The 22,934-nt window shown below is 69.3% G+C and carries 17 protein-coding genes and 1 riboswitch; of the genes, 8 read left to right on the top strand and 9 right to left on the bottom strand.

Features of this window, described 5'->3' with window-relative positions; translation table 11 throughout:
- Window positions 1–6: 6 nt before the first annotated feature.
- Entirely contained in the window at window positions 7–1,590 is a 1,584-nt protein-coding gene (locus tag AB0P18_RS14875; RefSeq protein ID WP_363360722.1) for an MDR family MFS transporter, read from the bottom strand.
- Between the two features lie 68 nt (window positions 1,591–1,658).
- Between AB0P18_RS14875 and AB0P18_RS14870 the strand changes: the two genes are divergently transcribed.
- Both AB0P18_RS14870 and AB0P18_RS14865 read left to right on the top strand, forming a co-directional pair.
- Complete coding sequence (locus AB0P18_RS14870; protein ID WP_363360675.1) at window positions 1,659–2,300, top strand: DUF1345 domain-containing protein; 642 nt, start codon at window positions 1,659–1,661, stop codon at window positions 2,298–2,300.
- Between the two features lie 62 nt (window positions 2,301–2,362).
- Window positions 2,363–4,363 (top strand): ABC transporter ATP-binding protein, encoded by a 2,001-nt coding sequence (locus AB0P18_RS14865; protein WP_363360674.1) that lies wholly within the window; start codon window positions 2,363–2,365, stop codon window positions 4,361–4,363.
- A gap of 9 nt (window positions 4,364–4,372) precedes the next feature.
- On the opposite strand, the gene AB0P18_RS14860 is transcribed toward AB0P18_RS14865, so the two are convergent.
- From AB0P18_RS14860 to AB0P18_RS14835, 6 genes are read right to left on the bottom strand one after another with little or no spacing between them, the layout of a single operon-like run.
- Window positions 4,373–5,344, bottom strand: a complete 972-nt coding sequence (locus tag AB0P18_RS14860; RefSeq protein WP_363360673.1) for a glycosyltransferase family 2 protein — start codon at window positions 5,342–5,344, stop codon at window positions 4,373–4,375.
- Entirely contained in the window at window positions 5,341–6,486 is a 1,146-nt protein-coding gene (locus AB0P18_RS14855; protein ID WP_363360721.1) for a cysteine desulfurase family protein, read from the bottom strand. The genes AB0P18_RS14860 and AB0P18_RS14855 overlap by 4 nt, the downstream gene beginning before the upstream one ends.
- Window positions 6,487–6,488: 2 nt before the next feature.
- A complete protein-coding gene (nadC, locus tag AB0P18_RS14850) occupies window positions 6,489–7,340 on the bottom strand; it encodes a carboxylating nicotinate-nucleotide diphosphorylase (RefSeq protein ID WP_363360672.1) in 852 nt (283 codons plus the stop codon).
- On the bottom strand, window positions 7,340–9,010 hold the full coding sequence (gene nadB / locus AB0P18_RS14845; RefSeq protein WP_363360671.1) for an L-aspartate oxidase: 1,671 nt from the start codon (window positions 9,008–9,010) through the stop codon (window positions 7,340–7,342). The genes nadC and nadB overlap by 1 nt, the downstream gene beginning before the upstream one ends.
- On the bottom strand, window positions 9,007–10,341 hold the full coding sequence (gene nadA / locus AB0P18_RS14840) for a quinolinate synthase NadA (protein WP_363360670.1): 1,335 nt from the start codon (window positions 10,339–10,341) through the stop codon (window positions 9,007–9,009). The genes nadB and nadA overlap by 4 nt, the downstream gene beginning before the upstream one ends.
- Window positions 10,342–10,368: 27 nt before the next feature.
- On the bottom strand, window positions 10,369–11,100 hold the full coding sequence (locus AB0P18_RS14835; RefSeq protein ID WP_363360669.1) for an NUDIX domain-containing protein: 732 nt from the start codon (window positions 11,098–11,100) through the stop codon (window positions 10,369–10,371).
- 132 nt (window positions 11,101–11,232) lie between these two features.
- On the opposite strand from AB0P18_RS14835, the gene AB0P18_RS14830 reads away from it, so the two are divergent.
- From AB0P18_RS14830 to gcvP, 4 genes are all read left to right on the top strand, one after another.
- The gene (locus AB0P18_RS14830; protein WP_363360668.1) at window positions 11,233–12,408 is read left to right on the top strand and encodes a MarP family serine protease; all 1,176 of its coding nucleotides are present in this window, start codon (window positions 11,233–11,235) and stop codon (window positions 12,406–12,408) included.
- A 68-nt stretch (window positions 12,409–12,476) separates the two neighbouring features.
- Window positions 12,477–12,573, top strand: a riboswitch (glycine riboswitch).
- Between the two features lie 153 nt (window positions 12,574–12,726).
- Window positions 12,727–13,836 (top strand): glycine cleavage system aminomethyltransferase GcvT, encoded by a 1,110-nt coding sequence (gcvT, locus tag AB0P18_RS14825; protein ID WP_363360667.1) that lies wholly within the window; start codon window positions 12,727–12,729, stop codon window positions 13,834–13,836.
- On the top strand, window positions 13,833–14,216 hold the full coding sequence (gcvH, locus tag AB0P18_RS14820) for a glycine cleavage system protein GcvH (RefSeq protein ID WP_344054401.1): 384 nt from the start codon (window positions 13,833–13,835) through the stop codon (window positions 14,214–14,216). The genes gcvT and gcvH overlap by 4 nt, the downstream gene beginning before the upstream one ends.
- Complete coding sequence (gene gcvP / locus AB0P18_RS14815) at window positions 14,213–17,137, top strand: aminomethyl-transferring glycine dehydrogenase (protein ID WP_363360666.1); 2,925 nt, start codon at window positions 14,213–14,215, stop codon at window positions 17,135–17,137. The genes gcvH and gcvP overlap by 4 nt, the downstream gene beginning before the upstream one ends.
- 101 nt (window positions 17,138–17,238) lie before the next feature.
- On the opposite strand, the gene AB0P18_RS14810 is transcribed toward gcvP, so the two are convergent.
- Entirely contained in the window at window positions 17,239–18,222 is a 984-nt protein-coding gene (locus AB0P18_RS14810; RefSeq protein WP_363360665.1) for a hypothetical protein, read from the bottom strand.
- Between the two features lie 189 nt (window positions 18,223–18,411).
- Window positions 18,412–19,266 (bottom strand): CPBP family intramembrane glutamic endopeptidase, encoded by an 855-nt coding sequence (locus tag AB0P18_RS14805; RefSeq protein WP_363360664.1) that lies wholly within the window; start codon window positions 19,264–19,266, stop codon window positions 18,412–18,414.
- A gap of 147 nt (window positions 19,267–19,413) precedes the next feature.
- Here AB0P18_RS14805 and AB0P18_RS14800 point away from each other — a divergent pair, with 147 nt between their 5' ends.
- Together AB0P18_RS14800 and AB0P18_RS14795 are read left to right on the top strand one after the other, a co-directional pair.
- Entirely contained in the window at window positions 19,414–21,246 is a 1,833-nt protein-coding gene (locus AB0P18_RS14800; protein ID WP_344054393.1) for an ABC transporter family substrate-binding protein, read from the top strand.
- A gap of 169 nt (window positions 21,247–21,415) precedes the next feature.
- Window positions 21,416–22,933, top strand: coding sequence for an ABC transporter permease subunit (locus AB0P18_RS14795; protein WP_344054391.1), 1,518 nt, complete (start codon window positions 21,416–21,418; stop codon window positions 22,931–22,933).
- Window position 22,934: the final 1 nt, after the last annotated feature.

The following is a 22,934-nucleotide window of genomic DNA, read 5'->3' as shown; positions in this document are numbered from 1 at the left end:
CCGGGGTCAGTGCACCGGCGTCCCCGCCGGGGACGGCTGGTCCGCCGGCTTGCGGATGAGGAAGGCGCCGACGATGAGCGGAAGTGAGAGGATCGCCGCGATGCGGAACGCTGCGTGCGCGCCCTCCGCGCCGGCGGCGAACTCATCCAGCCCGGTACCGGCCGCCGCGGCGCCGACCGAGGCGAACACGGTCACCATGAGCGCGATCCCGGCGGCACCGGCCACCTGCTGCACCGTGCCGACGATCGCGGAGCCGTACGAGTAGAAGCGCGGCTGGAGCGACGCGAGCGACGCGGTGAACAGCGGCGTGAACGACAGGGCGAGGCCCACCGACAGGATGGTCTGCGCGACGGCGACCACCCAGACAGGCGTGTTCTGATCGAACGTCGTGAACGTCCAGAGCAGCGCGCTGACCACGACGGCGCCCGGCACGAGCAGGACGCGCGTGCCGAAGCGGTCGTAGATGCGACCGATCACGGGTCCGGCGAAGCCCATCGCGAGGGCTCCGGGCAGGACGACGAGACCCGTCACGAGCGCCGAGACGTCGAGCACGGTCTGCATGTAGAGCGGGATGACGGTGATCGCACCGAAGAACGCGAGCGACATGACCGCCATCTGCGTGATTGCGAGACTGAAGTTCAGCGAGCGGAAGACGCGGAGGTCCAGAAGTGCGCGGTCTCTGCGCTGCAGGCGCACCTGCCGCCAGATGAACAGCGCCAGGGCGACGCCGCCGATGGCGAACGATGCGATCAGGGTGGTCGTCGACATCGCGGCGGCGGATGCGGCATCCGCCCCGCTTCCGCCGTGGCCGCCTCCGCCGATCTGGCTGAGACCGAAGACGAGGCCGCCGAAACCGAGAGCGGACAGGATCACCGAGAGCACATCGATCGGTGCGTCCGACGTCTCGCCGAGGTTGTGGATCCACCGCGCACCCACCGCGAGGGCGAGCAGCGCGAGCGGCAGGATGATGCCGAAGATCCAGCGCCAGCCGACGGTGTCCAGCAGCAGGCCGGACATGCTCGGGCCGATCGCCGGTGCCAGTGAGATCACGACGCTGACCCGACCCATCATGCGGCCGCGGATCTGCGGCGGCACGGTGTTCATGATCGTCGTCATCAGCAGCGGCATCATGATCGCCGTGCCGGAGGCCTGTACGACGCGTGCCACGACCAGGAGGGGGAAGCCGGGGGAGACGAACGCGATCAGGGTGCCGAGCGAGAACAGGCTCATGGCGGCGATGAACATCGCCCGCGTCGTGAATCTCTGCAGGAGGAAGCCCGAGATCGGGATCACGACCGCCATCGTGAGCATGAAGGCCGTGGTCAGCCACTGCGCGGCGACCGCCGTGATGTCGAGATCATCGATGAGGTGCGGGATCGCGACACCCATGGTCGTCTCGTTCAGGATCGCGACGAACGCGGCTCCGAGCAGGAGCCAGATGACCCGGCTGTCCGAGCGGCTGAGCGTCGGGGCCGCGCCGTCGGACACACGGACGCTCCCGGTCTGCGGCGTCACGTCGGTCGTTGCCATGGGCGTCTCCTCGGGGGTCGGCGTGCACGAGCACCGTCCCGTAGGCGGGTCACACGAAATACAACAAGCCCTCACGATAACGGCCGGGTCGGACACCGCATTCCCCGATCGCGTGGAAACATTCGCACATGGCTGTGAATCCCGTCCGTCTGGCGGCGCTCTCCCGATCCCTCGTGGCCGCCGTCATCGGCGTGATCGGGGGGCTGACGGCCGCTCCGTTCCTGGGCATCGCAGCGGGTCTCCTCGCCGGATGGTCCGGGTTCGCCGCCACGAACGTCGTGTGGCTGGCGATCCTGATCTGGCCGATGGATGCCGCGCAGACGCGCGCGCACGCCACCGGAGAGGATCCCGGCCGTTCCTTCGCCCGGCTCGTCGCCCTGATCGGCAGCGTCGCGAGCCTCGGCGCGGTCGCGATCGTCCTGATCCAGACGCAGACCACATCGGAAGTCGAGTCGTACCTGCTCGCGGCGATCGCCGTGGTCAGCGTCGCGAGCTCGTGGGCCCTCATCCAGGCCGATTACATGCTGCGCGTGGCTCATCTGTACTACGGCGCCCCGGTCGGCGGGATCGACTTCAATCAGGATGATGATCCGTCGTACACCGACTTCGCGTACTTCTCGCTCGGGATCGGCATGGGCTATCAGGTGGGCGACAGCGCGGTGCGGACGAACCAGATCCGTCGGCTCGTGATCGCCCAGTCCCTCCTGGCGTACCTGTTCGGCGCAGTCATCATCGGCACGGTCGTGAACCTCGTGATCGATCTCTCCTAGCGCGATTCCGCCGTGAGCGTTCACGGCCCCGGGCGTCCGGGGCCGAAAGTAGGCTCGAGCCCATGAGCATGGGCGGGGGGCACGGCGGCGGATTCCGCCCGGTCGACATCAGCGCCCAGAAGAAGCTGAACGCCCAGGCGCCGCGCATCCCGAATCTCGGGCGCCGGGTGGTCGCCTTGTTCCGCCCCTACACCGGTCGCCTGATCGTGACGGCCGTGCTCGTGATCGCCGGCGCCGCGATCGCCGTCGTCCCCGCCCTGATCGTGCAGCAGATCTTCGACGAGGCGCTCTTCCCGCCGGGCGGCGCGGGCCCCGACCAGGCGCTCCTGTGGCGGCTCGTGCTCATCATGATCGGCCTGTTCGTGCTGTCCGCCGCCCTCGGGGTCCTGCAGACATGGTTCACCTCCACGATCGGCAACCGGATCACCGGCGACCTGCGGGTCCAGCTCTTCGACCACTTGCAGGCGATGGAGCTCGGCTTCTTCACGCGGACGAAGACCGGTGTGATCCAGTCCCGGCTGCAGAACGACGTCGGCGCGGTCTCCGGCGTGCTCACGAGCACGTTCACCAGCATCCTCGGCAACGTGGTGACGGTCATCGCGTCCCTCGTCGCGATGATCATCATCGACTGGCGCCTGACGATCATCGCGGTGGTCATGATGCCGTTCCTCGTGATCGTGCAGCGCCGGGTCGGCCAGGTGCGCGCGCGCATCGCGGGCGAGACGCAGGAGTCGCTCTCGGAGCTGACGGCGATCACGCAGGAGACACTGAGCGTGTCCGGCATCCTGCTGTCGAAGTCGTTCAACCGTCAGCGCACCGAGTCCGCGCGGTACGGAGCCGAGAACGTCAACCAGGTGCGTCTGCAGGTACGACGCGCGATGAGCGGTCAGGGATTCTTCGCGGTCGTGCAGGTGCTCATGGCGAGCGTGCCCGCGATCATCTACCTCGTGGCCGGGTACCTCATCACCGGCGGCAGCGACGTCATCACCGCGGGGACGATCGTGGCCTTCACGACGGTGCAGGCGCGTCTGCTGATGCCGCTCATGGGGCTCATGCGCGTCTCACTGGACGTGCAGACCTCTGCGGCGATCTTCGCGCGGATCTTCGAGTTCCTCGATCTCGTGCCCGCGATCAGCGACGCGCCCGGCGCGATCCCGGTGCAGGCGGCCCCGGGTCCGGTGGGCCGGGTGGAGTTCCGCGACGTCGTGTTCGCGTATCCGGATGCCGCTGCGCAGGCGCGACCGACCCTGCAGGGCGTGTCCTTCACCGCCGAGCCGGGCCAGCACGTCGCCTTCGTCGGACCCTCGGGGGCGGGCAAGACGACAGTTCTGTATCTGACGCCGCGCATGTACGAGGCGACGGGTGGGGCCGTGCTGTTCGCCGGTGCCGATGTGCGGGCGCTCACGCAGGAGTCGATCATCGACCACGTCGGCATCGTCTCGCAGGAGACCTACCTCTTCCACGCGACGATCCGGGAGAACCTCCTGTACGCGAAGCCGGACGCGACGCAGGAAGACCTCGAGGAGGCCTGCCGCGCAGCGAACATCCACCACATCATCAGCGGGTTCGAGCACGGTTACGACACGATCGTGGGCGAGCGCGGGTACCGACTGTCCGGGGGAGAGAAGCAGCGGATCGCGATCGCGCGGGTCCTGCTGAAGGACCCGCCCGTCCTGTTGCTCGACGAGGCCACCTCGGCCCTGGACACCGTCTCCGAGCGCGTCGTGCAGGAAGCCCTCGATGCGGCCGCGCGGGGCAGGACCACCCTGTCGATCGCCCACCGGCTCTCGACGGTCATCGGGGCCGACCTGATCCACGTGGTCGACGCCGGGCGGATCGTGGAGTCGGGGACCCACGCGTCGCTGCTGGCGGAGGGCGGTCTCTACGCCGAGCTCGCGGCCCAGCAGCTCGCGGCATCCCGGATCCTCGAGATCGAGGCCGACGACGAGCCGGCGCCGCGGCCCGCGCGAAGAGCGGATCGTGCGCCGGACGACCCGGCGACCCTGCCGGCGGACGATCCGGCGGCGGTGCTCACCGGCTCGCTGGCGTTGCCCGAGGCCTGAGCGGGGGCCTCACCAGAGGCGGGCGGCGGAGACGGCGGCGTTCGCCGCGTCGTCCAGGCCCGATGTGGACGCGGCGCCCCGATCCCAGATCTCCCGGGTGAACGCCCCGAGCGTGCGACGGTACGCGGGATCGGGGTGCGCGCGCGCGAGTTCGACGAGGCGCGGGATGTCCATCCGCAGGATCTGCCCGACGCGGGCACGCGCGGCGCGCGGGTGCCCGGTGTCCTCCAGGACGCGGAGGCCGGCATCCATCGCGTCCAGGCAATCGCGCAGCACGTCGAGCTGCGCCTCCCGTTGGGTGATCGACGACCCGTCCGGACGCACCCGCCAGTGCACGAGGACGTCAGGGATCGTGTCGAAGCGTCGCGCCCGAGCGTACATCTGCTGGGCCACGAGCTGATCCTCGTAGAGCCTGCCCTCGGGGAAGCGCAGGTGAGCGCGGTGCCAGAACTCGGTCCGGCTGATCTTCGACCACGCCACGACGTTGGCCGTCGCCTCGGGGTGGTCTTCGATCGTGGTGGCCAGCCGCTCGGGTGCCGTCGCGGCCGCGACCCAAGGCTGAACGGGACCGGGCGTGTACCCGCCGTCGCCGTCAGGGCGCAGGCGCACGTACGCGCCGAGCGCGAAATCGCTGCCGGTCCGCTCCAGGACACCGAGGAGCCGCTCGAGCGCGGAGGGGATCAGCACGTCGTCGGCGTCGAGGAACCCGAGGTACGGCGTCTGTACGAGGTCGAGAGCGCGGTTGCGGGCCGCGCCGAGGCCACCGCGTGCGGGGGCGCGGACGACGCGGAAACGCGGATCCTGCGCGGCGGCGCGGTCGAAGATGTCCGCGGTGGCATCCGAGGAGGCGTCATCGACGAGGATCGCCGACCAGTCCGCGCGGGTCTGCGCCCGGAGCGAGTCCAGTGCGGCGTCAGCGTAGTCCGCGACGTCGAAACCCGGGACGATGACCGTGACCGCCGGCCCGGTGGAAGTGCTCACGCGCCCGATTGTACGGCGGCGACCGAGGCCTGGACGGCCCGCGTCAGCTCGCCGGGGTCGACCCGGGTGTCGTGCCCGAACGTGAAGCGGACGGCGGTCTGGGCGAGCTCGGCGGGAATGCCCATCGCGACGAGCACGTGCGAGGGTTCGTCGCTTCCGGCCGCGCACGCCGATCCGCTGGAGGAGACCACGCCCCGCCGCTCGAGCTCGAGCAGCACGGCCTCACCGCTCGTCCCGGCGAACGTGAAACTCGCGGTCCCGGGAAGCCGGTGCACCCGGTCGCCCGTCAGGGTCGCCGTCGTGACGCCGGCGAGAACGCCGCCGATGAACGCGTCCCGCACACCGCTCACGCGAAGAGCGGATGCCGCCCGGTCGGCTTCGGCCAGTTCCAACGCGGTGGCAAGGCCCACGGCCCCGGCGACGTTCTCGGTTCCGCTGCGCCGGCCGCGCTCCTGCCCGCCGCCGTGCAGGACCGGCTCGATCGGGATGCGGCCGCGGACGGCGAGGAGACCCGTTCCCTTCGGGGCTCCGAGCTTGTGCCCGGCGAGCGAGATCGCGTCGACGCCGAGCGCCGCGGCATCCAGCGGCAGCCACCCCGCGGCCTGCACCGCATCGATGTGCACGGGGACGCCCCGCGCGTGCGCGGCGGCAGCGATCGCCGCGACGTCCTGGACGGTGCCCACCTCGTTGTTCGCGTAGCCCACGCTCACCAATGCGGTGTCCTCCCGGAGCGCGGCCGCGACATCGCCGGGGTCGATCCGCGCAGCACCGTCCACCGGCAGACGGCTGACGGAGGAGCCGTGGATGCGCGCGAGATAGTCGACCGACTCGAGGATCGACTCGTGCTCGATCGCACTCGTGATGACGTGGCTCGCTCCGCGGCGGACGTGCGCGGCGATCGCGATCCCCTTGACGGCCAGGTTGTTCGCCTCGGTGCCGCCCGAGGTGAAGACGATGTCACCCGCCCGCATTCCCAGGATGCGCGCGACCCGGGCGCGGGCGTCGGCCAGAGCGCCCGCGGCCGCCTCACCGACCGTGTGGTGGCTCGAGGGGTTCCCGTACCAGCGGGTCAGGAACGGCATCATCGCCTCGAGCACCTCCGGCCGCACCGGGGTGGTGGCCGCGTTGTCGAGGTACAGCATGCTCACGAGAGGCGAACGTCCAGCGCGAGGTCGAGGGCGCGCGCGGAATGCGTGAGTGCACCGACGGAGATGACGTCCACGCCGGTCTCCGCGATCGCGCGCACGGTCTCCAGGGACACGCCGCCGGAGGCCTCCACGATGACCCTGCCGCCGATCTGCTCGACGCCGCGGCGCAGATCCTCGAGCGAGAAGTTGTCGAGCATGATCGTGCCCACGCCCGCGGCGAGCACCGGCTCGATCTGATCGAGGCGATCGACCTCCACCTCGACGTGCGTCGTGTGCGGCAGGCGCGCGATCGCACCCTGCAGCGCGGCGGTGACGGACATCCCGGTCCGGGTCAGGACGGCGAGGTGGTTGTCCTTCGCCATGACCGCGTCCGAGAGCGAGTAGCGGTGGTTGTGACCGCCGCCGGAGCGGACGGCGTGACGCTCGAAGGCCCGGAGTCCCGGTGTGGTCTTGCGGGTGTCGGCGATGCGCGCGCCGGTGTGGGCGACCTGAGCGACGTAGCTCGCCGTCAGCGTGGCGATGCCCGTCATGCGCTGCGCGAAGTTCAGTCCGACGCGCTCGGCGGTCAGCACTCCGCGTGCGGGTCCGGTGACCACCGCGAGGACCGCACCGCGCTCGAACTCCGCGCCGTCCGCGATCGCGAGGTCCACCTGGATGGCCGGGTCGGTCAACGCGAACGCAGCGGCGAAGACCTCTCCGCCGCTGAAGACGCCGCGCTCCCGCGCGACGAGCTCGGCGACCGCGGTGGAGGCCTCCGGGATGAGCATCTCGCTCGTGATGTCGCCCCAGGGGGCGTCCTCCTCCAGGGCGGCGGAGACGGTGCGCTCGATCGTGGCGCGCGTGAGCATCAGCGGACCGCCTCGGTCGGCGCGGCAGAACTCCACGCATCGGGCGTGATGTCGGCCCCGATCGCGGCCGACGCGGCCGCATCCGACCGATTCCGTGGAGTTTCGTCAGGCTCCGCGCCGTCACGACGGAAGTGCGCGCCGACGGAGGCGGTGCGCGTCGCCGCTGCGGCGACGAGGTGCTGGGCGACCAGCAGCAGGTTCTCGTCCTCGAACTCGGCTTCGGCGGCGGGCGTCCGCTCCGTCGCGCGCCATGCCGCGAGGATCCCCGCCGCGCGGGCGAGGCCTTCGGCGTCCCGCACGAGTCCGGCGTCCTCCCACATGAGCCGCTGCAGGGCGGCCCGCGCGAACGGCGGGGCGTCCGCGGCAGGCGTCGCCTCGATCGGGGCGACCGGCGCGACATGCAGAGCAGGCCACGCTCCGGATGCCGCATCCGCGGCGATCGCATCGCCCGCCCGGGCACCGAACACGGCCCCCTCCAGCAATGAGTTCGAGGCGAGGCGGTTCGCGCCGTGCACGCCCGTGCGCGCCACTTCGCCGACCGCGTAGAGCCCCGCGACGCTCGTGCGTCCGTCGAGGTCGGTCACGACCCCGCCCATCAGGTAGTGCGCCGCGGGCGTCACCGGTATCGGCTGCCGCGCCCAGTCGAGTCCGCGTTCGCGCACGGCCGCGTCGATCGTGGGGAACCGGCGCGCGAGGAATGCCGCCGTCTCCTCCGGAGTAGGTCGCAGATGAGTCGCATCCAGCAGCACGGGGTGCCCGTCCTGACGCTCCATCTGTCGTGCGATCGCGCGGGCGACGACATCCCGAGGAGCGAGCTCACCGTCGGTGTGGGCATCGAATGCGAACCGGCGGCCCGATTCGTCGATCAGCGTCGCCCCTTCGCCGCGGACGGCTTCCGAGACCAGGAAGGACTCGCCGAGAGCGGAGCCACCACCCTCGAGCACCGTCGGGTGGAACTGGAAGAACTCGAGGTCGGCGACGGCAGCCCCGGCGCGCAGCGCGGCGGCGATCCCGTCGCCGGTCGCGACCGGCGGGTTCGTGGTGTGCGCGTACAGCTCGCCCGCGCCGCCGGTGGCGAGGACGACGGCATCCGCGTGCATGCCCTCGCGGACCCCGCGCACGACGGATCGATCGGTCGACGCCGGCACATCGCCGACGAGCAGCTCCACGCCCGCCACGCGTCCGTCGGAGACGATGAGATCGATCAGGAAGGCATGCTCGATCACCCGCACCTCGCTCGCGCGCAGGCGCGCCACGAGCGCCTTCTCGATCGCCGTGCCGGTCGCATCCCCGCCGGAGTGCAGGATGCGCGGGTACGAATGCGCCGCCTCCAGACCCTTCACGAACGCGCCGTCCTCACCGCGGTCGAACGCGACGCCGATGTCGATGAGCTCGCGGATGCGGGCGGGACCCTCGTCGACGAGGACGCGGACAGCCTCGGGATCGCTCAGTCCGGCCCCCGCGGTGAGCGTGTCGCGGATGTGGTCCTCGGCGCGGTCGTCGTCGAACATGACCCCCGCGATGCCGCCCTGCGCGTACCTGGTGTTGGCGTGCTCCAGGACGTCCTTCGTGACCAGGGTCACCTGCACGCCGTGCTGGACGGCGTGCAGGGCCACCGTGAGCCCGGCGATGCCGGAGCCCACCACGACCGCGTGCAGCGGCCCGCTCACGACGCGTTCTCCCACGCGGCCGCGGGCGCGGCCGGAGGCTTGGCGGCCAGCATCCGCTCGAGCGCGACCCGCGCGGGGTCGGCGACGTCCTGCGGCACGGTGATGCGGTTGCGCACCTCCCCGGCGACGAGCCCTTCCAGCACCCAGGCGAGGTACCCGGGGTGGATGCGGTACATCGTCGAGCACGGGCAGACCACCGGGTCCAGGCAGAAGATCGTGTGCTGCGGATTCGCGGCGGCGAGACGCTGCACGAGGTTCACCTCGGTGCCGATCGCGAACGTCGTCGGCTCGGATGCCGCTTCGATCGCGCGGCGGATGTAGTCGGTGGAGCCGGACTCGTCGGCGGCGTCGACGACGGCCATCGGGCATTCCGGATGCACGATCACCCGCACGCCCGGGTGCGCGGCGCGGGCGGCGTCGATCTGATCCACGGTGAAGCGCCGGTGCACCGAGCAGAACCCGTGCCACAGGATCACGCGCGCGTCCTCGATCTCCGCCTCCGTGGCTCCGCCGAGCGGCTTGCGCGGGTTCCACATCGGCATGTGCTCCAGAGGCACTCCCATCGCCTTGGCGGTGTTCCGGCCGAGATGCTGGTCGGGGAAGAAGAGCACGCGGCGCCCGCGGGCGAACGCCCACTCCAGAACCGTCTGGGCGTTGGAGGACGTGCACACGATTCCGCCGTGGCGACCGACGAAGCCCTTGATCGCGGCCGAGGAGTTCATGTACGTCACCGGGATGACCGGAACGAGTCCGTCGGCGTCAGGGGCATCCATATCGCCGTAGATCTCGGCCAGCTGCTCCCAGCACTCCTCCACCTGGTCGATGTCCGCCATGTCCGCCATCGAGCAGCCGGCGGCCAGGTTCGGCAGGATCACGGACTGCTCCGGGCGCGAGAGGAGGTCTGCGGTCTCGGCCATGAAGTGCACGCCGCAGAACACGATGGCCTCGGCATCCGGGTGTTCGAGTGCCGCATTCGCGAGCTGGAAGGAGTCTCCGACGTAGTCCGCATGCCGGATGACCTCCTCGCGCTGATAGAAGTGCCCGAGGATCACGACGCGGTCGCCGAGGATCGTCTTCGCGGCGATGATGCGCGCATCGAGCTCTTCCGGGCTCGCCTCGCGGTACGACGCCGGAAGCTCACCCTGCCGTGGCGCGCCCAGCGGGATCACGTCGCCCATCGACGACCCCGGGCCGTAACCGGGGCGCGCGTCGAACGTCCAGGGTCCGGCGGCGAGGTCCGTGTTGCAGGTCTCGGCCGTGGAGGCTCCGGCGACGATCGCCTGGATCTCGTGGTCGACCGACGGGTCCACGGGTGGGAGGGTGAGGGACATGACGGACTCGATTCGATCTGGGCGGGTTCAGGGGCGGGCGATGAGGGGGCCGCGGTCGGCGAGCTCGACGTCCTGGTTGTAGCGGTACAGCCGAGCAGGTCGGTGGCTGCCTGTGCGGAAGCGGTCGGTCGGGATCAGGGTCTCGGAGTTCTCGACCTGACGGCGGAAGTTCGCCGGGTCCAGTCGGCGGCCGAGGATGGACTCGTACACCTCGCGGAGCTCCGCGAGCGTGAACTCGTCCGGTAGGAGGCCGTGCGCGATCCGGCTGTATCCCGCCTTGTTGCGCAGGCGCCACAGCGCGTAGTCGACGATCTCGGTGTGGTCGAACGCGAGCGGGGGCAGGTGCGCGGCATCCACCCAGGTCACGTTCTCGGCGTCGTACGCGGGGACGGCTTCGTGCGAGGGGATCTCGTCGGGACGCACCAGCGCCCAATAGACGATCGAGATCACGCGCGTGGGGGAGCGGTCGACCGCGCCGAACGCGTAGAGCTGCTCGAGGTAGCTGGGGGCGATGCCGGTCGTCTCGGCGAGCGTCCGTGCGGCGGCGTCGTCCAGGCTCTCGTCCTGGTCGAGCCATCCACCCGGGAGGGCCCACAGGCCCTCGTAAGGATCACGCGTGCGCCGAACGAGCGGGAGGGCGATGACGGGATTCTCCTGTGCGGGATCGCGGCGGAGCGTGAAGATCACGGTCGACACGGCGACACGCGTCACGTCGCTGCTCTGCTCGGACGGCGCAGCGAGGACGACTGTTCGTGTCATGGTGACCATTACCTCCGGATGCGATCTTAGTGTCACTCTGACTCGAAGGGCAAATGGCGCGTCTTCGGCTCGCGCATAGCCGCCGCCCGTACGCTGAACCACCGGTGTGCGCGGATGACGGGAGGGGGAGGGATGCTGATCATCGACATCATCGCGATCGCCCTGCTGATCGTCGCTCTCGTGATCGGGCTGCAGCGCGGAATGTTCGCGAGCCTCGGCACCCTCATCGGCCTCGTGCTCGGCGGGCTCGCGGCGTATTGGCTCGCCCCGATCGTGAACGACGTCTGGCCGTGGCCGGACACGCGCGTCGTGGCCGTCGTCGCTCTCGTGATCCTGCTCGTCGTGGGTCTCTCCTTCGCGGGTGGCCTTGCGGGTGGCGCGATCCGCCGGGGCGTGGACCGCAGCGCGCCGCTGCGCGTGATCGACCGCATCCTCGGCGGAGCCCTCTCGGTCGTCGCGGCGGCCCTGGCCCTGACGATGGTGAGTGCGAGCATCGGAGGGACGGGGACACCAGGCGTCACCTCCGCGCTCGCGTCGTCGCAAGTGCTCCGCACGATCGAGGACCTCACGCCGCGCCCCCTCGCCGAGGCGCTTGCGCAGGCGCGCTCGGTCGTCGTGAACGACGCGCTGCCGATGCTCGGCGAACTGCTGGACCTGGACGTCCAGCCGACGGCCCCTCCGGTCGCGCTGGACGACCCCGTTCTCGCCGAAGCGGCGCAGTCCGTCGCGCGGGTCTCGGGTGTCGCTGCGGCGTGCGGCATGAGTGCGACCGGCTCCGGCTTCGCGGTGACTCCCGACCGCATCGTGACGAACGCCCACGTCGTGGCGGGGATGAGCACGGCTCTCGTCGAGCTGCCGGGCCGCACGGCGCTCGAGGGACGCATCGTCTACTTCGATCCGATCGACGACCTCGCCGTCGTCGCCGTCGACGGACTGGATGCGCGACCCCTCCCGGTCGTGACGCCCCTCGGACCCGGCACGGCCGCCGTCGTGCAGGGGTACCCCTGGGGTGGCCCCTTCGAAGCGGGAAACGCCGAGGTGCTCTCCAGCGGCGCGGTCCTCGTGCCCGACATCTACCGCGATTCGCAGGCCCTGCGCGAGATCTACGGCCTCGCCGCCGAGATCGTCCCGGGCAACTCGGGTGGACCGCTGCTGACCGCGGCCGGCGAGGTGGCCGGCGTGGTGTTCGCCCGTGCGGAGAACGATCCGGAGCGCGGCTACGCGATGACCACGACCGAGCTGCAGCCGGTGCTCGCCGGTGCAGAGGGCTGGACGGACGCCGTCTCCACGGGGCGCTGCACGAGCTGAGGCCGCAACCCCCGCGTGTCGGATGGGGCTCGGGCGCTATGCTGACAGGGCAAGTCAATACCGGCCACACAACCCGGGCGGGAGAGCCTCGACAGATCCTTGTCGGGCACCGAAGGAGCAAGCCTCCCCGCCAATCTCTCAGGTCACGCGTACCGTCCTGGTTCGGCCACTCTGGAAAGCGATCCTCGTGGATCCGCCGACGGTGAAAGTCCCGCATCCGTTCGTCTTCGGATGCCGCGATGAAACTCTCAGGCCCATGACAGAGGGGGAGTTCACAGGTGCCGCCCGGCGCCTGCCCGCCTGCGACCGGGGGAACTCATGACCCAGCCTCGATACACCGTCCTGCGTGAACGACACGAGAGCCTCGGTGCGTCTTTCACCGACTTCGGCGGGTGGGCCATGCCGGTCCGCTACAGCTCGGATCTCGCCGAGCACCACGCGGTGCGCACCGCGGCGGGCCTTTTCGACATCTCGCACATGGCCGAGTTCTTCGTCGACGGACCTGCGGCGGGCGAGTATCTCGATTACGCGCTCGCCGGCCGCCTCTCGACGATGCCCGTCGGCAAAGCGAAGTACTCCCTCGTGCTCGAACCGGGCGGCGGCATCATCGACGACGTGATCGTCTACCGTCTCGCGGAGGATCGCTTCCTGGTCGTGGCGAATGCCGGCAACCGCGAGCCGGTCGCGACCGCCCTCGCCGAGCGCGCGGCGGGCCGTGATGTGCGCGTGGACGACCAGACCGACGCCTACGCACTCATCGCGGTGCAGGGCCCGAACGCCCGCGCCGTGCTCGACGAGGTCGCGGTGACCGAGCTCGCGCATCCGCTCGATGAGCTGAAGTACTACGCGGCGGTCACGGCGACGTTCGAGGGCGCCCCGATGCTGATCGCCCGGACCGGCTACACCGGTGAGGACGGCTACGAACTGCTGATCCCGAACGATCGCGCGGAGCGGCTGTGGGACGCCCTGCTGAGGGTGGGCGCGGCGCACGGTCTGGTTCCTGCCGGTCTCGCCGCGCGCGACACCCTCCGGCTGGAGGCCGGGATGCCCCTGTACGGTCACGAGCTGTCGCGCGACATCGTGCCCGCGCAAGCCGGCCTCGGCCGTGCCGTTGCGCTCGACAAAGAGGACTTCGTCGGCGCCGCCGGCCTCGGTGCCGTCGTGCTTCCCGACGCACCGGTGCTCGTGGGCCTCGTCTCGGAGGGCAAGCGAGCGGGACGCGCGGGCTATGCCGTCACGGATGCCGACGCTCCGGTCGGCGAGATCACGAGCGGGGCGCTCAGCCCGACGCTCGGCCACCCGATCGCGATGGCATTCGTCCCGCAGTCCGTGAGCACCCCCGGTACGCAGCTGTTCATCGACGTGCGCGGGACGCGGATCCCGGCGACCGTCACCACCCTGCCCTTCTACAAGAGGAACGCATCATGACCGATCTCAACGCACTGAAGTACACCGCCGAGCACGAGTGGATCGCACTGGACGGCGACGTCGCGACCGTCGGCATCACGGACTACGCCGCCGACAAACTCGGCGATGTCGTCTTCGTCGAGCTCCCCGGGGTCGACACCGGTGTGTCCGCCGGTCAGGTCGTCGGAGAGATCGAGTCCACGAAGTCGGTCGGTGAGCTCTATGCGCCGCTGACCGGCGACGTCGTCGCCGTGAACGACGCGGCGGTGGACGACCCGTCGCTGGTCAACAGCGACCCTTTCGGTGAGGGCTGGCTCGTGAAGATCCGCGTCGACGCCTCGGCCCCGGCGGAACTGCTCGACCGCGAAGCCTACGTCGCGCTCACGGGCGGGCAGGAGTGAGCACCGCCCTCGACGCGCCCGGTCGCCCCGGCGACTTCGTCCGGCGTCACATCGGGACGGATGCCGCGGCGCAGGCACTCATGCTGAACGCGGTGGGGTACGACAGTGTCGACGCCCTCGTGCAGACCGCGGTGCCGGCATCCATCCACGTGCACCCCCGATCCACGAGCTCGATCCCGGCCGCCGCCACCGAAGCGGAGGCGCTCGCAGAGCTGCGCGAACTCGCCGCGCAGAACCGGGTCGCACGACCCATGATCGGGCTCGGCTACTACGACACGTTCACGCCTTCCGTGATCGCACGCAACGTCCTGGAGAATCCGTCCTGGTACACCGCGTACACGCCGTACCAGCCGGAGATCTCGCAGGGACGCCTGGAAGCGCTCATCAACTTCCAGACGATGGTGACCGACCTCACCGGTCTCGCGACGGCGAACGCATCGATGCTCGACGAGTCGACGGCGGTCGTGGAGGGCATGCTCGTGGCCCGGCGGGCTTCGAAGTCGGCGTCGGACGTCTTCCTGGTCGACGCCGACGCGCTCCCGCAGACCAAGGCGCTCCTGCAGCACCGGGCGGAGGCGGTCGGGATCAGCATCCGGTTCCACGCGTTCGAGCAGTCCGCCGTCCCGGCTGATCTCGACGTCTTCGGCGCGTTCATCCAGTACCCGGGCGCGAGCGGGCGCGTGTGGGACCCGTCCGAGAACGTTGCGGCCGTCAAGGCGCAGGGTGGCCTGGTCGTGATGGCCGCCGACCTGCTCGCCCTCACGCTCCTTCGCTCGCCCGGTGCCCTCGGCGCCGACGTCGCCGTCGGAACCACGCAGCGTTTCGGCGTCCCTCTCGGATTCGGCGGCCCGCACGCCGGCTACATGGCCGTGCGCACAGGGCTCGAGCGTCAGCTGCCGGGACGCCTCGTCGGGGTCTCGCAGGACGCCGCTGGACACCCCGCGTACCGTCTGTCGCTGCAGACGCGCGAGCAGCACATCCGCCGCGAGAAGGCGACGTCCAACATCTGCACCGCTCAAGTGCTGCTGGCCGTCATGGCGGCGATGTACGCCGTCTACCACGGCCCTGACGGGCTGCGCGCGATCGCGACCGATGTGGCGCAAAAGGCGGAGGCGCTCGCCGAGCGGCTGCGCTCGTACGGGCTGACGCTCGAATCCGATTCGTTCTTCGACACGCTGCGCGTGCACGTGCCGGGGTCAGCCCGCCGCGTGATCGAGCGCGCGCGCGAACGCGGATACCAGCTGTTCTGGGCGGACGACGCGACAGTCGGGGTCTCGGTGGACGAGACCACGAGCGCCGCAGACCTCGCCGCGGTGGCGTGGGCCTTCGGTCTTCCCGAGGCGGAGTTCGTCGGCGGCGGAGAGCAGGGCGACCGCGCGGTCCCGTGGGAAGCGGCATCCGCTCTCGCAGGCGTGTCCGCGGAGCTCATCCGTCGCGAGGACTACCTCACTCACCCGGTGTTCAACGTGCACCGCAGTGAGACGGCGATGATGCGCTACCTCAAGCAGCTGGCCGACCGCGACTACGCGCTGGATCGCGGCATGATCCCGCTCGGCTCGTGCACCATGAAGCTGAATGCGGCCACGGAGATGGCGGCCGTGTCATGGCCGGAGTTCTCCCGCGTGCACCCTTTCGCACCGGAGGCGGACGTGCGCGGGTACCTCGCGATGATCGAGCAGCTCGAGTCGTGGCTCGCGGAGGTCACGGGGTACGACGCGGTGTCGCTGCAGCCCAATGCGGGCTCCCAGGGAGAGCTCGCGGGGCTCCTCGCGATCCGCGGCTACCACCGGGCGAACGGCGACGTCGACCGCACGGTGTGCCTGATCCCGTCCTCCGCGCACGGCACGAACGCCGCCTCGGCGGTGCTGGCCGGCATGCAGGTGGTCGTGGTCGCGTGCGACGATGCGGGCAACGTCGATCTGGATGATCTGCGCGCGAAGATCGCGCTGCACGCGGATCGGCTCGCGGCGCTCATGATCACGTACCCGTCCACGCACGGCGTCTACGAGCACGAGGTGCTGGAGATCACCCAGGCCGTCCACGATGCCGGCGGGCAGGTCTACGTCGACGGCGCGAACCTGAATGCGCTGCTCGGCTTCGCGCGCTTCGGCGACCTCGGGGGCGACGTGTCGCACCTGAACCTGCACAAGACGTTCGCGATCCCGCACGGCGGCGGTGGGCCCGGTGTCGGACCGGTGGCCGCGAAGGCCCACCTCGCGGCGTATCTGCCCGGGCACCCGTTCTCGCAGCGCGCCGAGCACAGCGGGGGGCACGTGTTCGACGGTGGAGCGGTCTCGGGTGCGCCGCACGGATCGGCCGGCATCCTGCCGATCTCGTGGGCGTACGTGCGCATGATGGGATCACAGGGACTCCGCGACGCGACGGCGGCGGCTGTTCTCGCGGCGAACTACATCGCCGTGCGGCTCAAGGACCACTACCCGGTGCTGTACACCGGCGAAGGCGGTCTCGTCGCGCACGAGTGCATCCTCGACCTGCGGCCCCTGAAGGAGGAGACCGGCGTCTCGGTCGACGATGTCGCCAAGCGCCTGATCGACTACGGCTTCCACGCTCCGACCATGTCGTTCCCGGTCGCCGGAACCCTCATGGTCGAGCCGACGGAGTCCGAGGACCTCGGCGAGATCGAACGCTTCATCGAGGCGATGATCGCGATCCGCGCCGAGGCTCAGGCAGTCGCTGCCGGTGAATGGCCGGCATCCGACAACCCGCTCGTGAACGCGCCCCACACAGCGTCGTCGGTCATCGAGGGGGAGTGGACGCACCCGTACTCGCGCGAGCTCGCCGTGTACCCGGTGCACACGCTCGTGCGCACGAAGTACTGGCCGCCGGTGCGACGCATCGATCAGGCGTACGGCGACCGCAACCTGGTGTGCGCGTGCCCGCCGATCGAGGCGTTCGCCTGACCCGCGTCTCCCTTCGCTGAGACGACAACTGCACGTCGAAACTGTGGGTTCAGCCCATGGTTTCGACGTGCAGTTGTCGTTTCACGGTGAGGGCGGCGCGGTCATCGGAGTGAGCGCGCGTCGAGGAGGGCGGTGAGGGAGTGCAGCTCCTGCGACGATTCCGGCCGACGCTGCGGCAAGCCGGCGCGCCGAAGGATGCTGCGGAGCGGATCGACCCTGATGGCATCCGACCACCCCCAGTGGACGATGCGGCTCGCATGGCAGAGCAGGCGTCGATCCCGTTCCTTCTCCTTGCGGATCGCCTCAGCACCCGGCTGGAGACGGCCGTCGTACTTCAGCTCGCCGTCTGCCTCGCCGATGACACGCGCATGCTCCCACCACATGTCCGAGCGGTCGAGGAAGTCGCCCGTGCGGAATTCCTGTTGCAGGACCGGCTCGTCGAAACCGAGCCATTCGATGACGCCGCGGCTGATCGACTCCAGCGTCGTCTCAGCTGATGGCGATGCTCGGTGCAGCGGCCAGCGTGCGAGCCGCCTACCGCGCTTGCTGAGACGGCTCTCGTTCGTGGCGACGAGGACTTCGACGGATGCCGTCGGGTCTAGCCGAAGTGTCGCATCGGCGACAGACAGAGCGACGGCGGGATGGCGTGAACGGGCGATGTCGACGGTCGTGTCGATCAGCGATGTCACGAGTAGACCTCCGATCCGGACGATGTTGCGGTCCTGCGCCGTGGTGTGATGCCGTAATCCGCCCGAGAGCCGCGCATTCGCGTTCGGGAGGTCGAGGACATGCACGTCGCGGGGGTGCCCGAAAATCGGCGCACCCAGGAGCGCGGCGGCGGACTCGAGACAGAAGACCGCGTCCGGGTGGGTCATCGCCGTCGCATGCACCCGCGCTCGGTACTTCTCCCACGGTGGAAGCGCCGACCATGCCGAAGCGGGGGTCAGCACCCCGCGACGTACGCGGACGAGGCGACCATCAGCCACTTCGCGGTCAGCGTGGGCGATCGCGGCCGAGCGGATGAGCGGGATCGGAGATGGAGCGAGCCCGGGGTGGCCGGCATCCGCTTCGAGTGTGAGGACCATCCCCGCACTGTGGCGTCATCGTGGCCCTCACAGAGTCGGCTTCGGCCAGCCCGTGGACAACTGCGCCTCGCACAGACCTGTGCAGGAGCCGATCCCACGTGCCGTGAGACGACAACTGCACGTCGAGACTGTGGTGTTCACCGGCACTCTCGACGTGCAGTTGTCGTCTCAGCGGAAAAGTGGAGGGGGTCAGGACGAGGACGAGGGGGACGGGGTCGGGGACGGGGCGGGGGCGAACACGTCGGGCCAGAGACCTGCCGCGAGCGGGTAGCCGACGAAGGCGACGATGTCCAGGAGCGTGTGGGCGACCACGAGGGGCATCACACGGCCCCACCGCCGGTAGCACCAGCCGAAGACCAGGCCCATGACGAAATTGCCGACGATCGCACCGACGCCCTGGTAGGCGTGATAGGCACCGCGCAGTGCGGCCGTCGACAAGATGATCGCCCACCAGGACCACCCCAGTCGCCGCAGCCGGTCGAACAGGTACGCGATGAAGATGACCTCTTCGGTCAGCCCCGCGCGCAACGCGGCGAGCACGAGCAGCGGCACCGTCCACCACGCGGCGTCCAGCGGCGAGGCGACGACCGCGACATTCAACCCCAGCACCCGCGATATCGCGTAGAGGCCCAGCCCCGGCACGCCGATCGCGGCGGCGAGCAGGATGCCGCGCCCCAGGTCACCGCCGAACCGGGAGAAGTCCAGACCGACGCGGCGCAGCGCGTTCTGCCCGGGCTCCCAGAGGAGATAGACGACGAGCGCCACGAGGGCGAGCCCGAAGAACACGCCCAGGAACTGGTACAGGACGTTCCACAGGATCTCGGCATCCCGATTCGGATTCAGCTGCGTCTGCTGCTGCCCGATCGGGGTCGTGCGCAGCGACGCGCGCACGAGGGAGAGCACGGAGTACAGCGCGGACTGTCCGACGGTGACGGCCAGGACGATCCCGATCTCCCAGCGGAGCCGGGTTCGCGCCGCGGGATCAGTGACGAACCTCACATCGGAAGGGCCGCTCACCGTGCTCACCTTGTCAGATTGCCACATGTCGCGCGAGTTGAGTTAAGGCTCTGTAACGTTTTTGCGAGTCGTTATGAACAACAGGCGACGCGTGCTTATCGTTTCCCTTATCCGCGCCCCGGCAGATCTGTGCTGTCGCGTGCGCACAACCCTGCACAGGAGGAATCAGTGAGAATGAAGCGCATTTCGGCGGCGGTGGCTCTCACCGCAGTCGGCGCCCTCGTGATCTCAGGTTGCGCGGCCACCGAAGGTGGCGGCGACGACTCGGGTCTCGTCGAGGGATCGTCGATCACCGCCGCGTGGAACCAGCCGTTCTACTCGTACAACGGCAACACGTCGTTCGGTAACGCGACCGCGAACAACAACATCACGTATCTGACGCTTGACGGCTTCAACTACTACAACAACACCCCCGAGCTCGTGAAGAACACGTCGTTCGGCTCGTACGAGGTCGTCGAAGAGGACCCGCTGACGGTCAAGTACACCGTCGCGGACGGCGTGAACTGGTCGGACGGCACCCCCGTCGACGCGTCGGACCTCCTGCTCGAGTGGGCCGCGCTCTCGCGGGCCCTGGACACCCCGGACTTCGACCCGGCCGACTTCACCGACCCCGACACGGGTGAGTTCACCGACGCCTTCCCGACCGACGTCGTCTACTTCGACTCCGGCGCCACCCCCACCGCGGGTCTGGGCCTGGTCACCCAGACGCCCGAGATCGGTGACGACGGCAAGTCGATCACGATGGTCTACGACGCGCAGTTCGTCGACTGGGAGCTCTCCTTCCCGTCGCCGCTGCCCGCGCACGTCGTCGGTAAGAACGCCCTGGGTCTGGACGACAACGAAGAGGCCAAGCAGGCCGTCATCGACGCGATCCAGAACAAGGACGACGCGGCTCTGGCCCCGATCTCGTCCTTCTGGAACACGGGCTTCAACTTCACCGAGCTGCCGGATGACCCCGAGCTCTACCTGGCCACGGGTCCGTACGTGATCAGCGACTTCGTCGCCGACCAGTACGTCACCCTGACGGCGAACCCCGAGTACAAGGGCGACAACGCTCCGAACATCGAGGAGATCACGATCCGCTTCATCCCCGACCCGCTCGCAGCGGTTCAGGCGCTGGAGAACGGTGAAGTCGACATCATCTCCCCGCAGGCCACGGCCGACATCAAGACCGCTCTCGACGCGCTCGACGGCATCACGGTCCTGACCGGCGTCGAGGGCACGTACGAGCACCTCGACCTGCAGTTCGACCAGGGCAAGAACCCCGAGAACATCTTCTCGAACCCGAAGGTCCGTGAGGCGTTCCTCAAGACGGTTCCCCGCCAGGAGATCCTCGACAAGCTCATCGTCCCGATCGCCGGCGAGGACGCGCTCCTGCGCAGCTCGCAGATCTTCGTTCCGGGCGCCGAGGGCTACGACGAGTCCGTCGCGAACAACGGCTCGGAGGCGTTCGCGGACGTCGACATCGAGGGCGCGAAGGCGCTGCTGGCCGAGTCGGGTGTCACCGACACGTCGGTCTGCATCCTCTACGCGACCAACAACCCCCGCCGCGTGAACGAGTTCGCGCTCATCCAGGCGTCGGCCAACCAGGCCGGCTTCAACGTGACCGACTGTGGTTCGGACCAGTGGGGTGGCCTCCTCGGCACGCCGGGTGCGTACGACGCGTCGTTCTTCGGATGGCAGTCCACGAGCCTCGGCGTGACCAACTCGCTGCCGACGTTCCAGACCGGTGGTATCAACAACCTGAACTTCTACTCGAACGCTGAGGCCGACGCGATCGTCGAGCAGCTGAACGTGGAGTTCGACACCGACAAGCAGATCGAGCTCCAGCAGCAGCTGGACAAGATCCTGTGGGATGACTTCTACGGAGTCACCATCTTCCAGTTCCCCGGCGTCACCGCCTTCAGCGACCGTGTGGAGGGCATCGACCCGTCGATCCTCGCTCCCACGATCTTCTGGAACGCTTGGGACTGGGCAGTCACGGACAGCGGCTCTGACGAGGGCTGATCGCTGTAGCGGTCATCGCTGAGCTTCGGCTCCGCTGACCGCGGTGGGGTGCAGGTCCATCGGGCCTGCACCCCACCCGTTAGACTTCCCGCAGCGGTAGAGCGTGTGTCCGGTGATGACGCCGGCGCAGTCGTTCCCGCTGGATCATCGATTGGCAGGCGGCCACACCATGGCTTCATTCATCATCCGGCGATTGATCGCGTCGATCTTCGTGCTCTTCGCCGCAACGTTCCTGATGTACATCCTCACGACCTTCGCGGGCGATCCTCTCGAAGAACTGAGGCAGGGGAACGCCCCGAACAAGGCGGAGCTCATCGAAGCCCGCACCAAGCTCCTCAATCTCGACGTCCCCCCTCCGCTGCGCTACTTCCTCTGGCTCGGCGCTCTGTTCCGCGGGGACTTCGGGGTCAGCGTCCAGAACCAGCCGGTGAACATCCTGCTGGGCAACGCGATCACGTCGACGCTGACGCTGGTCACCACGGCAACGGTCGTCGCGATCATCCTGGGTCTCACGGTCGGCATCATCTCGGCCCTGCGCCAGTACAGCGGCTTCGACTACAGCGTCACGCTCATCTCGTTCCTGTTCTTCTCGCTGCCGATCTTCTGGGTCGCGGTTCTGCTGAAGCAGTACGGCGCGATCCAGCTGAACAACTGGCTCGCCGAGCCGACGATCGCGATACCCGTGATCATCGTCGTCTCGCTCATCGCCGGTGTGCTGTGGATGTCGCTCCTCGGCGGGAAGGCGAAGAAGAGATTCATCGTCTTCGGCATCGCCGCCGTCGCGACGGCCGCAGTGTTGATCTACCTCTCGGCGACGCAGTGGTTCGCCGACCCGAGCATCGGGATCGTGGTCTACAGCGCATCGGCGATCGGCATCGCCTTCGGCATCACCGCGATCTCCACGGGTCTGCGCAACCGCCGTGCGCTGTACGCGTCGCTCGTCGTCGCGGTCCTGGGCATCGCGCTGTACTTCCCGATGATCAACTACATCCTCAACGGCATGACGCTGTGGTTCTTCCTCCTGCTCATGGTGCTGGCGATCGTCGTGAGCGGACTGATCGGCTTCTTCATGGGCGGCGCAGACCGCGGCCCGGTCGTCCGCACGACGGCGATCGTCGGGTTCCTCACGGCCGCGCTGATCGCGCTGGACAAGTACATGTCGTACTGGGCGGTGTACGCGAACTCCAGTCGCGTGCGCGGCCGGCCGATCGCGACGGTCGGCGCCTCCACGCCCGGTCTCGGCGGGAACTTCTGGGTGCAGGGCATCGACCTGTACACCCATCTGCTCCTGCCGACGATCGCGATCATCCTGATCTCGTTCGCGGGCTACACGCGCTACTCGCGTGCCAGCCTGCTCGAGGTCATGAACCAGGACTACATCCGCACGGCCCGGGCCAAGGGCCTCACCCAGCGCACCGTCGTCGTCCGTCACGCCTTCCGCAACGCGCTGATCCCGATCACGACGATCATCGCGTTCGACGTGGGCGCGATCGTGGGCGGGGCGGTGGTCACCGAGACGGTCTTCGGCTGGACCGGCATGGGCCGTCTGTTCGTCGACGGCATCAACCACGTCGACCCCAATCCCGTGATGGCGTTCTTCGTCGTCACCGGCACGCTCGCCGTGCTCTTCAACCTCATCGCGGACCTGGTTTACGCGGCCCTGGACCCGAGAATCAAGGTGGGCTGAC

Origin of the sequence: Microbacterium sp. NPDC064584 (genome assembly GCF_040687315.1) — a bacterium.
GTDB lineage: Bacteria > Actinomycetota > Actinomycetes > Actinomycetales > Microbacteriaceae > Microbacterium > Microbacterium lacus.
Note: the sequence above shows the minus strand (reverse complement) of the source record. Positions and strands in the feature narration are given on the sequence as shown.

Coding starts and splice junctions, on each gene's coding strand:
- AB0P18_RS14870 (WP_363360675.1), top strand. CDS start 1,659: ATGGCTGTGAATCCCGTCCGTCTGGCGGCGCTCTCCCGATCCCTCGTG.
- AB0P18_RS14865 (WP_363360674.1), top strand. CDS start 2,363: ATGAGCATGGGCGGGGGGCACGGCGGCGGATTCCGCCCGGTCGACATC.
- AB0P18_RS14855 (WP_363360721.1), bottom strand. CDS start 6,486: ATGCTGTACCTCGACAACGCGGCCACCACCCCGGTGCGGCCGGAGGTG.
- nadC (WP_363360672.1), bottom strand. CDS start 7,340: ATGCTCACGCGCGCCACGATCGAGCGCACCGTCTCCGCCGCCCTGGAG.
- nadA (WP_363360670.1), bottom strand. CDS start 10,341: ATGTCCCTCACCCTCCCACCCGTGGACCCGTCGGTCGACCACGAGATC.
- AB0P18_RS14835 (WP_363360669.1), bottom strand. CDS start 11,100: ATGACACGAACAGTCGTCCTCGCTGCGCCGTCCGAGCAGAGCAGCGAC.
- AB0P18_RS14830 (WP_363360668.1), top strand. CDS start 11,233: ATGCTGATCATCGACATCATCGCGATCGCCCTGCTGATCGTCGCTCTC.
- gcvT (WP_363360667.1), top strand. CDS start 12,727: ATGACCCAGCCTCGATACACCGTCCTGCGTGAACGACACGAGAGCCTC.
- gcvH (WP_344054401.1), top strand. CDS start 13,833: ATGACCGATCTCAACGCACTGAAGTACACCGCCGAGCACGAGTGGATC.
- AB0P18_RS14810 (WP_363360665.1), bottom strand. CDS start 18,222: ATGGTCCTCACACTCGAAGCGGATGCCGGCCACCCCGGGCTCGCTCCA.
- AB0P18_RS14805 (WP_363360664.1), bottom strand. CDS start 19,266: ATGTGGCAATCTGACAAGGTGAGCACGGTGAGCGGCCCTTCCGATGTG.
- AB0P18_RS14800 (WP_344054393.1), top strand. CDS start 19,414: ATGAAGCGCATTTCGGCGGCGGTGGCTCTCACCGCAGTCGGCGCCCTC.
- AB0P18_RS14795 (WP_344054391.1), top strand. CDS start 21,416: ATGGCTTCATTCATCATCCGGCGATTGATCGCGTCGATCTTCGTGCTC.